The organism is Sivoneniella epilithica UHCC 1019 (genome assembly GCF_040830845.1).
Taxonomy (GTDB): Bacteria; Cyanobacteriota; Cyanobacteriia; order Leptolyngbyales; family Leptolyngbyaceae; genus ULC077BIN1.
Genome location: NZ_JBFPDP010000020.1, coordinates 23,575 through 37,398 on the forward strand (window position 1 = coordinate 23,575; position 13,824 = coordinate 37,398).

Here is a 13,824-nt window from a genome sequence, read left to right on the forward strand (position 1 = left end):
AACGAGCAATAAATGCACTAAAGCGAAAAAGTTTAAAGAAATTGAACGATAGTAGGGTCGAAGCTTTATGTACTCGACAGCTTAAAGAAAGTACAGTAAAACTAACAAGGGGAAATTTAATAAACTGCAAGGTTTTTGTCATACAAAACAAGACTATAAGATGATTGATCTAGAGGGGCAACCTCGATTTATGATTTCAGCCGGGGCATTTTTTACTTACTATTTTTTCTAATAACCTGATCTTTCTTTTTCAAGAATGTTTTTCAAGATTGGAAATTTGTCAACACCCTGAATTAACTAGGTATCACGACTATTTAACCAATCCACTGCCACTCTCAACCCAAGGAATTCCTAAATTCACTCATGCCTTTTTTCCCTTTCGTCACTCTTGCGCAAGTGTCTCCTCCGCCATTTCTGATACCAACCCAGCCATTTCGGGGTACGCCACAAGAATTAGTTTTACCGAAAGAATCTCTCCCTGCTCAGCCTACTCTTCAAACGCAGGAAATTTTTCAGCCCCAAGAAATTCGCCCCCTGCCTGGACAGTTGGATACTGTACCTGTTCTGAATAGCAATAGTCCAGAAGTGGTGCAAACCGATGGAATCCTTACCTCTACGTTTCCACCCGTGGGCAAAGATTTTCCTAACGCTCATTTGAATTATGCTTTTCAAGGGCGGTTTGATATTTTTGCTCACCATATTGCTAGATCTCGAAGTGGTACGCCACGAACGCTGTTTCAAGCCATTATTTTAAATAACCCGACCTCTAAACCCGTTGCGATCGAAATCTTACAGGGAGCTAGCTATCTCACTCGTCCAGATGCTTCTTTCATTCAGCTACCTGCCTATGTAGAAGACCCGCTAGGAACCGTCTATGCCGGACCGGGTAGCCGAGTGATGAATGATTTACTGCGAGGTCGCCGCCAAGGATCTTTTCCGCGAATGATAGTGATTCGACCGGGTGAAAATCATTTATTAATGAACTTGCCGATTCCGGTGAGTGGCTCTCCGGGGTCAAATGGGCGAACGACCCTAATGCGATTGAAAAGTAATGGTTCCGTGTATGGGGCGAGTTTGGCGATGTTTGCCCCTTTGACTGAAGATGGACGAGAACGCAGCCCCACGCTAGAAGAGTGGCAGACGTTGGTTGTGAAAGGGGGACTGGCGGGACCGCGTGATGTGCCGCCTACGCCGCCTAATGTGAATGTCGTTAAGGTTTTTTATGGGCGCGTGTCTGGGGTGGCGATTGGTTCTCAATGGCTCTCAATGGTCACAGATTCACCAAAGGGCGATCGCTTAACAATTCCCAAGAAAGGACGGGCATTCTCCTACGGTCTAAGTACTCTCTATCGGGGTACTCTGGGTACAGGGCAAATTCAGAGTGCTAAGCTATTGGCGCGTTATCCTGATACGGCTTATCAAGCGCATGGCAATTATGGAATTCAATATAGTTTAACGATGCCGCTCTACAATCCCACAAAGCAGCGGCAAACTGTGACGTTGGCGATTCAAACTCCCTTAAAAGACGACAAAAGGAAAGGAGGGTTGTTATTTTATCAGCCACCTGAAAACCGAGTCTTTTTTCGGGGGACAGTACGGTTGCGTTATAACGATGATGCGGGAGTCACCCAAACTCGCTTTATTCACATCACCCAGCAACGAGGGGAAGCCGGAGAACCATTGTTGACGCTAAATTTACCAAGTGGCGATCGCCGTTTGGTTCAAGTTGATCTTCTCTATCCACCTGACTCAACTCCCCCCCAAGTTCTCACTGTCAAAACCCTGGATGATATTAGGGATGCCTTGAGGTAGAAGATTATTTGAGATAGCAATTAAATCATTCATGAAGCACATTAGTGAAGCAATGTTTTACTGTCTCTTGCCGCTCCACTAGGACTTAGGGACTTAACCATTCCCAGAGATTGAACTTCATATCCTAAGCGGTTGTAGAGGAGAATCGCGGGTTGATTGGATTGGAAGACCTGAAGCCCAATTTTGCGATCGCCCCGTGCGATTGCCCACTGTTCGGCATGATGCATCAGAGCCGTACCAATGCCTTGACGACGATGGGCAGGCGCGACATACAGTAAAAAAATATGGGCATGGCGATCGCCGCTCACTTGATCGATTGCCGTACCAACCCAAAGACAAGCAATGGGAGGATTTAGGGAATCTTGCAACTCATCATCGCGATTATGGTTGCGATCGCGGTTTGATTTCACCCACCAAAGCGGCGTTTCCTGAGAAAAATACTGATCTACTGTTGCTGCAAGATGAGAGTAAGCACCGATAGAATCAATTTCAGCATAGGTACGCTGCATGAACTTTACCAGCAAAGCTCGATGCAAACCAGAACCTTGGAAAAGCTGGTAATCAGGGGGAAAAGTGGCGATCGATGACAGAGCGCTCACTGTGTAAACCTACAAGGCAATAGCCCAATCAAGTGGATTCATCCGTCAGCCCTGTAATCAAAGCAGACAACGATGGGGGGAGATTTGTCGGCTTGTAAGAATTAGTGGGTTTGTATAATGCTGAATTTTGAGCTTGAGGAGACGTTAGCTCAACAGGGGCTGGAGCCGCCATATCCATCGGCATAAAGATACGAGAACTAACCGCTACTAAGGCAAACAAAAAGACAAAGACAATCAACAAGGGAGCCACATACTGCCGGAAAATCGCCATGGGAATTACAATATAATTTTTTCTTAAGAAGTAAAAGCCTTTCTGAGACTTCACTCAAGATTTGTAAAGCTTACTCACCTCATCCTACCGCAATACCCTTCTTGCCTACGAATAAATTTGCAGGTTTTCCAGCACTTTTCTTAAGCTTTGCTACCAAAAAACAACAAATCATTCTCAAGATAGATCTTCAATCATTCATTGGAATTTGAGTTGGCATAACCGCATTCCAGGGAGCAACAAATGGCAATAGGAGCAACCCTGGAAGTGATGCCAGCAAGGTGAGTAAGAAAAAGACTGACCAGCCAGTTACTTTTGCTAAATCACCTGCCGGAGCCGCCAGAATAATATTGCTAGATGCCATGAGGCTAGAGAGCAGCGCATATTGAGTGGCGGTAAAAGCATGATTGCATTGGCTCATGAGATAGGCAACAAAAGCCGCTGTTACGAGTCCGGCACAAAAGTTTTCTAGAGTGATGGCAACTAATAACCACTGGGTGCCTTGAGGCAAAAGGGTCAGGGAGAAATATCCTAGGTTGCTGAGGGCTTGTAAGCCGCCAAATATCCATAGTGCGCGGTTGATGCCGATTCGAGTGAGCAAAATACCCCCTCCCACGACTCCAAGGGTGGTTGCCAGAAAGCCGAACGTTCCTTGAAGTGCGCCGATCGCAGTTTTGCTATAGCCAATATCCAGGAGGAATGGAATTGCCATGTTGCCGACTAAAGCATCGCCCAACTTGAAAAACAAGACAAATAAAAGCACTAAGATGGCGGCTTTAACACCAGATCGACTAAAAAATTCTTTAAAGGGAAGATAAATAGCATCTTGCAGCGTTTGGGGAGCAGAAACGCGATCGCTGGGTTCCGGTGCCCATAGCGTTGCCAGGATACCAATCATCATCAGCCCTGCAAGGAGCAAATAAACCAGTTGCCAGGAAATATAATCTGCCAGAATTAGCGCCAGAGAACCGGAGACTAAAATGGCGACTCGATAACCCAAGACCCAAGTAGAGGCTCCAAGTCCCAGTTCAGATGGCTTTAATACATCCGTGCGGTAAGCATCGCTAGCAATATCTTGAGTTGCGCTCAGAAATGCAATCACTAAAGCGTTAATTGCCAGCAGTTGTAGCGCTTCCTTCGGTTGCTGAAGCGACATGGTGGCGATCGCCATCAATAGCCCAACCTGAGTAATCAATAGCCAACCGCGTCGTCGTCCCAAAAAAGGAGGGACAAACCGATCTAGAAAGGGTGCCCAAAGAAACTTGAGGGTATAGGGCAAGCCAATCAAGCTAAACCAGCCAATGATTCCTAAATCAACCTGGGAATCTTTCATCCAGGCTTGCAGAGTTCGACTAGTTAAAAACAAGGGCAAACCAGAGGCAAACCCTAACAGCAGTAATGCCGCCATTTTACGGCTGCGTAAAATCTTCAGAAGTGGTTGAACGGCGTTCATGAATACCCGTGGCTAACTAAACTGAACTATTTGATAGCAGATTTGATTCAGCCATCATGCCACAGTTAGCGCGATCGCCCTGCGGCTTTTGCCCACCGCTTGTGACACGTGATGTGCGACTTAAAGGTCATGAACGCCGTCGGTTTATGGTTCAGCCGATTGAAGAATCAGGAACAGAGAGCAGCGATTGGCGGAGAGAATTAGGCTAGTTGTCAGTGATGACTCATTAGGACTGCCCAAAGCCTTACAAAACAACTTGCCCAATACTCAACAATGCTGCATCACTCACAAAGTCCAAGGTTTATTTTGAAGGTATTGCCCCCGAAGTGTGAGTATTTTAAAGTTAGTGGCTATCAGGTTTTGGATAAATGGCTGAAAGATCGCAAGAAAGCCAAGCGTACTTTATCCTTTGATGATGTGTTGCACTATCAAAAGGTTGTGGATGCCCTTAAAGAAACCATGCAACTGATGGTAGAAATTGATCAATTGATCAACTGATTTCTGGCTTTCCAATTACATAAAAAACTAAGGGACGGGAGCCGAGACAATCCCCTGAGTTTCTAGATAGGCTGCAACTCGCAGTACAAGAGCCTCATTATGAGGAGCGGCAATCACCTGAAATCCTAGGGGAAGTTGCCCTGGACGCTGAACAGGTACTACAACAATTGGCAATCCAATCAAAGAAAGGGGCTGAGTATATAGTCCTACATTGGGACGTAGCAGAACCTCTTGCCCGTCGAGCATTAGGGTTGTCTGTCCAATTAAGGGTGCAGGACAGGGTGTGGCGGGAGCCAGAATAATATCAACTTGGGAAAATAATTCTCGAACGCGATCGCGATACCAGCGGCGAAATTTTTGCGCTTGTAAGTACCAGGTGGCGGGAATCAGTGCGCCTGCCAAAAAGCGATCGCGAGTCGCAAAATCAAAATCTTGCGGACGTTGGCGCAAATCTTCTAGATGTAAGTTGCTACCTTCACAAGCCGTGATGACAAACGCTGCTGCCCGTGCCCGATGTGCCTCTGGAATGGTGATTTGTTGATTGGTGCCCAGCGCTTTTGCCACCGTTTCTAACGCTGTTAGCACTTCGGGTTCAGCACCCTTTAAAAAATAATCATCAGCTACCGCAATCCGCAGCCCCTCCAGTCCTTTCGTGAGTTCTGGTAAGCAGGGTTGGGGCGATCTCCCAGTGCAAACTGGATCGGCGGGATCTGCACCTTGCAGTAAATCAAACACTAAGGCTAGATCGCGCACCGAGCGAGCAAAGGGACCCAGATGATCCAAGCTGTCCACAAAAGGATAAGTATGAGCGCGAGACAGCCGCCCATAGGTGGGTTTGAGTCCGAAAATGCCGCAAAAAGACGAGGGCACCCGAATAGAGCCGTTGGTATCCGAGCCAAGGGAAAGGGGAACTAAGCCGCCTGCTACGGCTGAAGCTGAGCCTCCCGATGACCCGCCTGTCATATGATCTGGGTTATGCGGGTTGCGGCTGGCTCCATAGTGGCTGTTTTCTGTGACAAATCCATAGGCGTATTCATCCATGGTTTGGGCACCGACCAAAATGGCACCTGCCTGTTTGAGGCGCGCTATTAAGGTGGCATCTTGGGTGGCGATCGCATTCTCAGCATTGATCTTGGAGCCTGCCAGGGTTGGAATGCCTGCCACATCGAATAAATCTTTGACTCCAAAGGGTACGCCTGCTAGAACGCCAGGATCGTTTCCAGCCGCGATCGCTATATCTACAGCTTCGGCATCCTGGATTGCTTTCTCTGCCAAAACGGTTGTAAAGCAGTTGAGTAGGGGATTGTGTTTCTCAATTCGGGCGAGGGCACTAGATACGACTGAAGTCGCAGAAACGTCGCGATTTCGCACACTGCCAGCAATAGCAGTCGCATCAGGAAAAGCTTGGGACATAGGTAGAGGCTGGGGATTAAGGTTCAAAAATAGGAGCAAGTTCGATATCGTCTGGCAGGGGAAATTCTATGACAAGCTGAGCGATCGCGGCGATCCGCTCAAAGTTGGCGATCACTCCTTGGCGATAGTCTGCTGGAATTGGCAGATCTATGAGTAGGGCTGCCTGGTCTACAAAGGCTGATAAATCTCGTTCTAGTTCACTCATTGCTTTTAATCCTCATTCGTGGCTTGTTGCTAATTCACCTGTTGAACTTGGTTTGCCAGTTCAGCCGTGTAAGCTCTCCATCCTCCCCAAGCAGTGATTTCTCGCTGTCCCGCGCACAAGATTGATTCTCCTAGAACTCCTAGAACCTCTTCTCCATCTGCCAAGCGCACTTTTCCAATACAAAGTCCTGGCGGCTCAAGCTGAAGCAACGTACTCATGACACTTGTTGGAACTGCCCACACTTCTACCGCGATCGCTCCCCCATTGGTTTCAACTCGCTGCATGGCGGGATGGCGATCGCCAATTGACCAGAGGCGGTAGGTCGGCTCGGTTAGAGCTTCTCGCAGAAATTTAGCTCCAATTTTTTGCAAGTTTCCATTCAGTTCTAGCCCACGCATCAATGTACCATTTACGGCAAGAAATACAGAGGATTCCATCAATAGTTAGCCATTGAATCAGGTTTATGAGTATAGTGTCGCCCGATTCAACCATATTTACTGTAAAAATGACATCTTTGAAGCGTGATGCCTGCTGAATCTCTAAGATTTTTCTCGATTAAAATAAAAGCTAGCGTCGAAGATAGTGGACTAAAGCATGAAGACCTAGCCGATAACTTTCAGCGCCAAAACCGCTAATTTGCCCGATCGCGATGGGTGCAATGTAAGAATGATGACGAAACGTTTCGCGGCTATAAATATTACTGAGATGCACTTCAACGGTTGGAATTTTAACGGCAGCGATCGCGTCTCTCAGAGCAATACTGGTATGGGTGTAAGCGCCAGCATTAATTAGCAGCCCTTGATGCGTATCAACTGTAGCGTGGATAGCATCGACTAAAACCCCTTCATGGTTAGACTGCTGACAATATACTTTTACATTGAGTAAGCTTGCTTCATGTTTAAGCAGGGCATTAATTTCATCCAGCGTAATAGAACCATAAACTCCAGGCTCACGTTTACCCAAGAGGTTTAGGTTTGGACCGTTTAGAAGCAAAACGCTAGTCAAGTTGCAAGCATCCAGTAACGAAAGCAGTAAAGCACTAACGGCGATCGTTAACGGGAATCGGAATCGGCTCGGCTTCTGGCTGAGGCTCTGGACCCAACAAGGCTTCAATCAGTTTGCGTGCCCATTCTTTAAGCTTCTCCAACACCTTTTCCAGGTAATCCATTGAATAGATAGCTCCTTGTGACAGTGCGGCTCTTGCTACAGGCGCTTATTGCGTTTCTGTAAAGCTTGAGCTTACAAAATTACATATCTAGATTGTACCCAATTTAGCTAACGAGAACTACGGGTTTTGAGTATATATACAAATTTTTAAGCAGTTTTTAAGCGATGAATGCCGGGACTTTATCATTATGCCCAATTATTCAGAGCAGTATGACTTTGCTTGCATTAAGAAACCTCTAGAATCTGACATCCAAAACCTAATCTTGTTTTGGTCACATTTCTGCTTTGAGCAATCGCCTTCTTAGGTGGTCTAGAGCCGTACAGCAGCTTAGATGCCGAACCCAGTCTCTTCCTCTTAATGCGCCGAAGCGATGCTCAAAACTTTCCACGCGATCGCGCCCTGCTAGACCGATATACACCAACCCCACTGGTTTATCATCGGTGTCGCCTGTGGGTCCCGCAATGCCTGTAATGCTCAGTCCCCAGGTTGTATTCAGGCGATCGCGCACTCCTGCTGCCATTTGCTTGGCGACCTCGTGGCTAACGGCTCCGTGAGTGGCTAAGACGTGTGGATCAACGCCCAAAAGCCCTGTTTTGACAGAGTTGTCATAAGAAATAATACCGCCCCAAAAATAAGCCGAACTGCCTGATACGGCTGTCAGCATTCCTCCTAAACTCCCGCCCGTGCAAGATTCTGCTACAGATAAGGTAGAGCCTGTTTTTTGCAGCAAGCGACCTACTGCGATCGCTAAGGTATCCTCATCCGCTCCATAACAATCAATGCCGCCGACTTGCCGCAGTGTTGCTTCTACTGGAGCAATCATTTGTTGGGCACTCGCTTCTGAGTCCGCAAACGCAGAAATTCGCAGCTTCACTTCCCCCAGATTGGCATAGGGCGCAACAGTAGGATTGATGGAATCAAACCAATTTCCCACTTTATCGGCGAGCGAAGATTCAGAAATGCCCCAAAATCTTAGAACCCGACTGTAAACCGTATTTTGTGCCCAGCCTTGACTTTTGAGATAGGGAATTGCTACCTCTTGCCACATGTACTTTACTTCTGTGGGAACGCCTGGAAAGGTGAGGATTGTGACGTTTGGGCGCGGTTGCCAGATGATTCCCGGCGCGCTGCCACCAGAGTTTGTTAGCACCTGTGCGCCTTGAGGCAGCAGAGCTTGCTTATGATTATTGGGGGTCATGGTTCGCCCCCTTTGAGCAAACTTTTGGGCAATATCTGCCAAAATTTCTGGATGCTCAACTAGGGGCACTCCAAAGCAATCTGCTAGAGTCGCATGAGTCAAATCATCGGGAGTCGGTCCCAACCCGCCTGTGAAAATCAGCAAACTGGCGCGATCGCACGCTGTTCTTACCACTTGCTGAATCCGGTCTGGATTGTCACCAACCACGGATTGATAGTAATGGGCAATTCCTAACTTCGCCAACTCTTTTGCTAAAAACTGAGCATTGCTATTCAGAATATCGCCGAGCAATAGTTCGGTTCCAACACAAATAAGTTCAGCAACAGGAGCCATAGGGCAGTAATCAGGTATAGGTAACAGGTTACGGTTAGCAAAGCAACTAAAACTCAGGATTGCTTTGCTGTTTTCCATACTTGCCAACTCGTAAAGCTCAGCAAAACAGTTGCTCCTATCGCATAGCCCCAACCGCTGGGCATATTAGAAAGAGCAAGTGCCAAGGTTCCAGCCCACAGGGTCAATGAGTAGATGAATAGTACCGCTAGCCGCTGCGACAGTCCTGCTTGTAATAGGCGATGGTGCAAATGGCGTTTATCTGCGGCAAAGGGAGATTTACCTCGACGAATGCGATCGACCACAACGGTAAAAATATCTAAAATGGGCACGGCTAGAATTAGATAGGGCAGCAATACGGCAACGGTTGTCACGGCTTTTACCAGCCCAATAATTCCCACTCCCGCCAAGGTAAAGCCCATAAAGTAGGCTCCACCATCACCCATGAAAATTTGCGCTGGGTTGAAGTTGTAGCGCAAAAAGCCGAGAGCGCCTCCTGCTAACGCAGCAGCAATTAATGCGGCGGCGGGTTGATTCATGAACAGAGTTACTATCAGCATGACTACCGCTGCAATTCCCGAAACGCCAGCGGCTAAGCCATCTAAGCCATCGATCATATTGACTGCATTTGCCATTCCTACTAACCAGATCACGGTAATTGGCAGGCTAATGAAATCTGGCAGTGCCACTAATCCTGCAAAAGGAACGGTTAAAAACTCAATTTGTACTCCTGCTTGCCAGACGATCGCGGCTACGCTTAATTGCATCACCAATCGACTGATTGCGGGCAGCGTTAGGAGATCATCGGCTAAGCCAATCAGGAAGAAAGCGACTGCTCCTAAAGTGACTCCCCACACTTCATATTCTTTTTGCGGGGACAAAATTCCAAACCCACCTGTCCACCAAACAAGCAGTAGGGCGGCTAGCGTGCCAGCAAAAATGGCGACCCCTCCTAAGCGCACCATCGGACGACTATGAATTTTGCGTCCACCGGGTTTATCAACTAAGCCGCGCTTTAGACCAAATTTCTTGATCAAAGGCGTACTCCAGAGGACAACTAAGGCAGAAACAATAAAGGCAGCTAGGTGATACCAATAATGAGTCATCTGAGATGCATGCTGAGGACAACTGACAGGAAGAGTCTACTGCATTTCAGTGAATAGTCAGCAAAGAATTGTCAATAAATCTATCTTCTTCTATATTTTTCTGAGTCAGAAGGTTGGTAACCCGGTTCAGTAGACGTTTTTAAGTGGCTTTCGGGATAGGTTTAAATTTTTTATGAATTATCAGGAGACAGATTAGTCAATTCAATTGGCACAGAGTCACCTAGGGTGAGTATCTGTGCCAAACAAAGAGGCAATAGCAGTATGACTTACGGCTTTGCGATCGCTTAAACCAAAGCAGGAACGGGTCTTTGCAGATGAGGATAGAGAGGAAAGCGATCGCAGAGATTTGCCACGCGATCGCGGCAAGTTTGCGCTACTTGATCGTCCTCTGGATTTAGTAGGCGATCGCTGATAATATTGCCGATTTCAACAAATTCAGGTGCGCCCATGCCGCGTGTAGTCATGGCAGGTGACCCTAACCGCAAGCCGCTCGTGACAAAAGGCGATTCTGGGTCAAACGGAACTGTATTTTTGTTGGCAGTAATGTTAACACCGCTAACCAACTGATCCGCCAGTTTGCCTGTCATGCCAATGGAGCGCAGATCAACCAGCATCAGATGATTGTCGGTGCCGCCCGAAACCGTTTTCAATCCACGCGCCTGAAGTTGATTTGCCAACACTCGCGCATTTTCAATCACCTGTCCCGAATAGGTGGTGAATTCTGGCTTGAGCGCTTCGCCAAAGGCGATCGCTTTTGCAGCAATCACATGTTCTAGGGGACCGCCTTGAGAGCCAGGGAACACTGCCTTATCCAGCTTTTTACCTAATTCAGCATCACGGGTCAGGATCAAGCCTCCGCGTGGACCCCGCAGAGTTTTGTGGGTAGTGGTGGTGACGACATCACAGTGAGGAAGGGGGCTAGGATGATGTCCACTGGCAATCAACCCGGCGATATGGGCAACATCTGCGAGGAGATAGGCTCCGATTTCGTCGGCGATCGCCCGAAACTTGTCAAAGTGGATGACTCGTGGATAGGCTGAATAGCCGCAAATCAACAGTTTTGGACGATGCTTTAAGGCGAGATCGCGAATTTGGTCGTAGTCTAACTGCTCGGTTTCGGCGCTCACTCCATAGTGCTGCACCTTAAACCATTTGCCGGACACATTCACGGGCGAACCGTGGGTTAAATGTCCACCGTGGGACAAATCCATGCCCATGATGGTGTCGCCGGGTTGCAGCAAGCTGAGGAATACCGCAAAGTTTGCTTGGGCACCGGAGTGAGGCTGAACATTGGCATGAGCGGCACTAAACAGTTGTTTCGCGCGATCGATCGCCAACTGTTCTGCTTCATCCACAAACTCACAGCCGCCGTAGTAGCGCTTACCGGGCAGTCCTTCAGCGTATTTATTGGTTAAAACAGATCCTTGAGCCGCCATCACGGCTGCTGAGGTAAAGTTTTCGCTGGCAATCATTTCTAAATGATCGCGCTGGCGATTGAGTTCGCGGTCAATGATGGCAGCGATCGCTGGATCAGCTTTGGCAAGAAAATCTAAATTATTGTTAGTCACACAAACCCCCAAGCAAAAATTTCAAAACAACAACATTCGCTCAAAAGAATCTCAGGTCATAGCTTGGCTCGGAACAGCACAGAAACAGGTTGCTTGAAGAGCTTACAGAGAGATTTATCATACAGTCTATTTTCCCTTCTTGGCTAACCTAAGCAAATTGCAGACCCTCCGCAAGTAGATCGTTTTAATGCATTAAGCTCTGTAATCTATGACACATCAACCTCAAAGGCTTACCCTAAAATAAAAGTAGAGAACCACGACGTTGTTGGAGGTCAAGGTGCTTGTCATCCTGATGGATAATCAGCTAATTTCTCCAAAGCAGGTATGTCAATCCTGTTTAATGGCAAATGAAAGTGGGGAACCGCGATGGTCAAGCGGAAAGCTTCGATGTGGGCGGGCACTCCATCCAATGAATCACCAAAACCCGAAGCAGTTTGAGTGTCAAATGGGTTTTCGAGTTGCCAACATCGAGTAGGATTTTGCGTCCTTTAAAGTAACTCTTGAGCGACTCATTTACATAGACCTTACGCAGAGGCGATCGCTTCCAAAGAGGGAAAATTTTTCTCCAAAAGCAGCTTGGCGCTCTTCAACGGTTCAGGGACTGGAACAGGATATTGCCCTGTAAAACAGGCTGAACAGAAGTTAGCGGGATCGTCGCGGGTTTCTTCTAGCATTCCTGCCCAACTGAGATAACTGAGGGAATCCACCTCGATCTGAGCAGCAATTTCTTCTACTGATTTAGTTGCGGCAATCAGGTGATCTTGACTGTCAGTATCAATCCCATAAAAACAAGGATGAGTTACGGGAGGAGAAGAAATACGCATGTGAACCTCGGTTGCGCCGGCATCTCGAAGCGCTTTGACAATCTTGCGGCTTGTAGTTCCCCGCACAATGGAATCATCGACTAGCAAAATGCGTTTTCCTTGAAGCACATCTCGCAGGGGATTTAACTTCATGCGAATGCCAGCTTCCCGCATACTTTGGGTCGGTTGAATAAATGTGCGCCCGACATACCGATTTTTGATTAATCCTTCCGCATAGGGAATCCCCGACGCTTGGGAAAACCCGATCGCTGCTGGAATGCCAGAATCAGGTACAGCAATGACTAGATCCGCGTCAGCAGGGGACTCTAGGGCTAGTCTCCGCCCAATTCGCATCCGGTAGGTATAAAGGCTTTCGTTTTGCATGACGCTGTCGGGGCGCGCAAAGTAAATCATCTCGAAAATGCAAAGCTTTGGTTGAGGTTGGGGCACCCAATGGTAAGAGGTCATGCCTTCATTGGTAATCCAAACCATCTCACCGGGTTCTACGTCTCGCAAATACTCGGCTCCAATAATATCCAACCCGCAGGTTTCAGAGGCGAGAGCATATCGAGTTGGATCGCTAGAATTCGCTTTCGGCAGAGCGCCTATGACTAGAGGGCGAATTCCATTGGGATCACGGGCACCGATGATGCCGTCGGGGGTGCCAATCACTAAGCTAAAAGCACCTTGACACCGATTAAATGCGTGAATACCTGCTTCTAACCAAGTTTTGCCGCTATCGACTGCTTCTGCGATCGCGAAGGCAATTAGTTCCGAATCCGTGCTAGTCACTAAATTGTGATGATTTCGCAGCAATTCTTCCCGCAGAATTGGCGTATTTACCAAGTTGCCATTGTGTGCCAACGCCAAATGTCCTAGCCGGGTAGGAACCAAAGCTGGCTGGGCGTTGACGGCGCGACTCGTTCCTGTGGTGGAGTAGCGAGTATGCCCCACTGCTAACTCTCCCACCAACGTATTGAGAATCGTTTCGTTAAACACTTGGGATACTAAGCCCATTTCCTTGTGCAAACAGGGGGGATGATCTTTGGGGAAAGTGGCGATCCCTGCGGACTCCTGACCCCGATGTTGGAGAGCATACAGTCCAAAATAAGCCAGTTTAGCGACATCTTCACCCGGTGCATAGACCCCAAACACCCCACAGGCTTCTTCGGGTTTATCGGGGCGATCGCACGAGGTAACCTGGGACTCTAAATCATCAAAATCAGCAGCAGAAGCACCCGTTTGAGAAAGGGAATTGGGTAACATGCGTCAGTGTTGCTCCAAGGATTGCTAGCGAGGGAAAAAAACAGGAAATACAGGAAATAAACGGCAATGGCGATTAAATAGCTTAAAAGTTATTTAAATTTTGATTAACTCTTGTTTCCATCGTAACAGGCACAGGG

Annotated in this window: 15 protein-coding genes; 3 read left to right on the plus strand and 12 right to left on the minus strand. The window is 47.7% G+C overall.

Annotation, left to right across the window (positions count from 1 at the left end):
- Positions 1-396: 396 nt before the first annotated feature.
- Complete coding sequence (locus tag AB3R30_RS13745; protein ID WP_458649761.1) at positions 397-1,812, plus strand: DUF3370 domain-containing protein; 1,416 nt, start codon at positions 397-399, stop codon at positions 1,810-1,812.
- Positions 1,813-1,853: 41 nt separating this feature from the next.
- Here the strand turns inward: AB3R30_RS13745 and AB3R30_RS13750 are convergent, their stop codons facing one another.
- From AB3R30_RS13750 to AB3R30_RS13760, 3 genes are all read right to left on the minus strand, one after another.
- Positions 1,854-2,411 carry a GNAT family N-acetyltransferase gene (locus AB3R30_RS13750; RefSeq protein WP_458649762.1) on the minus strand — a complete coding sequence of 186 codons (558 nt, stop codon included), beginning with the start codon at positions 2,409-2,411 and terminating at the stop codon, positions 1,854-1,856.
- A 28-nt stretch (positions 2,412-2,439) separates the two neighbouring features.
- Positions 2,440-2,682: a hypothetical protein gene (locus AB3R30_RS13755; RefSeq protein ID WP_458649763.1), complete on the minus strand. Its 243-nt coding sequence runs from the start codon at positions 2,680-2,682 to the stop codon at positions 2,440-2,442.
- 187 nt (positions 2,683-2,869) lie between these two features.
- Positions 2,870-4,132, minus strand: a complete 1,263-nt coding sequence (locus AB3R30_RS13760; protein ID WP_458649764.1) for an AmpG family muropeptide MFS transporter — start codon at positions 4,130-4,132, stop codon at positions 2,870-2,872.
- Between the two features lie 56 nt (positions 4,133-4,188).
- On the opposite strand from AB3R30_RS13760, the gene AB3R30_RS13765 reads away from it, so the two are divergent.
- Positions 4,189-4,341, plus strand: a complete 153-nt coding sequence (locus AB3R30_RS13765; protein ID WP_458649765.1) for a hypothetical protein — start codon at positions 4,189-4,191, stop codon at positions 4,339-4,341.
- Positions 4,342-4,405: 64 nt separating this feature from the next.
- The gene (locus AB3R30_RS13770; protein ID WP_458649825.1) at positions 4,406-4,630 is read left to right on the plus strand and encodes a type ISP restriction/modification enzyme; all 225 of its coding nucleotides are present in this window, start codon (positions 4,406-4,408) and stop codon (positions 4,628-4,630) included.
- Between the two features lie 27 nt (positions 4,631-4,657).
- On the opposite strand, the gene AB3R30_RS13775 is transcribed toward AB3R30_RS13770, so the two are convergent.
- From AB3R30_RS13775 to purF, 9 genes are all read right to left on the minus strand, one after another.
- The gene (locus AB3R30_RS13775; protein ID WP_458649766.1) at positions 4,658-6,043 is read right to left on the minus strand and encodes an AtzE family amidohydrolase; all 1,386 of its coding nucleotides are present in this window, start codon (positions 6,041-6,043) and stop codon (positions 4,658-4,660) included.
- 16 nt (positions 6,044-6,059) lie between these two features.
- Positions 6,060-6,248 carry a DUF4089 domain-containing protein gene (locus tag AB3R30_RS13780; protein WP_458649767.1) on the minus strand — a complete coding sequence of 63 codons (189 nt, stop codon included), beginning with the start codon at positions 6,246-6,248 and terminating at the stop codon, positions 6,060-6,062.
- 29 nt (positions 6,249-6,277) lie between these two features.
- Positions 6,278-6,685 carry an allophanate hydrolase-related protein gene (locus tag AB3R30_RS13785; RefSeq protein ID WP_458649768.1) on the minus strand — a complete coding sequence of 136 codons (408 nt, stop codon included), beginning with the start codon at positions 6,683-6,685 and terminating at the stop codon, positions 6,278-6,280.
- A 130-nt stretch (positions 6,686-6,815) separates the two neighbouring features.
- A complete protein-coding gene (aroQ, locus tag AB3R30_RS13790; protein WP_458649769.1) occupies positions 6,816-7,253 on the minus strand; it encodes a type II 3-dehydroquinate dehydratase in 438 nt (145 codons plus the stop codon).
- A 34-nt stretch (positions 7,254-7,287) separates the two neighbouring features.
- A complete protein-coding gene (locus AB3R30_RS13795; protein WP_458649770.1) occupies positions 7,288-7,416 on the minus strand; it encodes a hypothetical protein in 129 nt (42 codons plus the stop codon).
- Positions 7,417-7,687: 271 nt separating this feature from the next.
- Entirely contained in the window at positions 7,688-8,947 is a 1,260-nt protein-coding gene (locus tag AB3R30_RS13800) for a competence/damage-inducible protein A (RefSeq protein ID WP_458649771.1), read from the minus strand.
- Between the two features lie 53 nt (positions 8,948-9,000).
- A complete protein-coding gene (locus AB3R30_RS13805) occupies positions 9,001-10,050 on the minus strand; it encodes a glycosyltransferase family 4 protein (protein WP_458649772.1) in 1,050 nt (349 codons plus the stop codon).
- A gap of 284 nt (positions 10,051-10,334) precedes the next feature.
- Entirely contained in the window at positions 10,335-11,618 is a 1,284-nt protein-coding gene (glyA, locus tag AB3R30_RS13810) for a serine hydroxymethyltransferase (protein ID WP_458649773.1), read from the minus strand.
- Between the two features lie 524 nt (positions 11,619-12,142).
- Positions 12,143-13,687: an amidophosphoribosyltransferase gene (purF, locus tag AB3R30_RS13815; RefSeq protein WP_458649774.1), complete on the minus strand. Its 1,545-nt coding sequence runs from the start codon at positions 13,685-13,687 to the stop codon at positions 12,143-12,145.
- Positions 13,688-13,824: the final 137 nt, after the last annotated feature.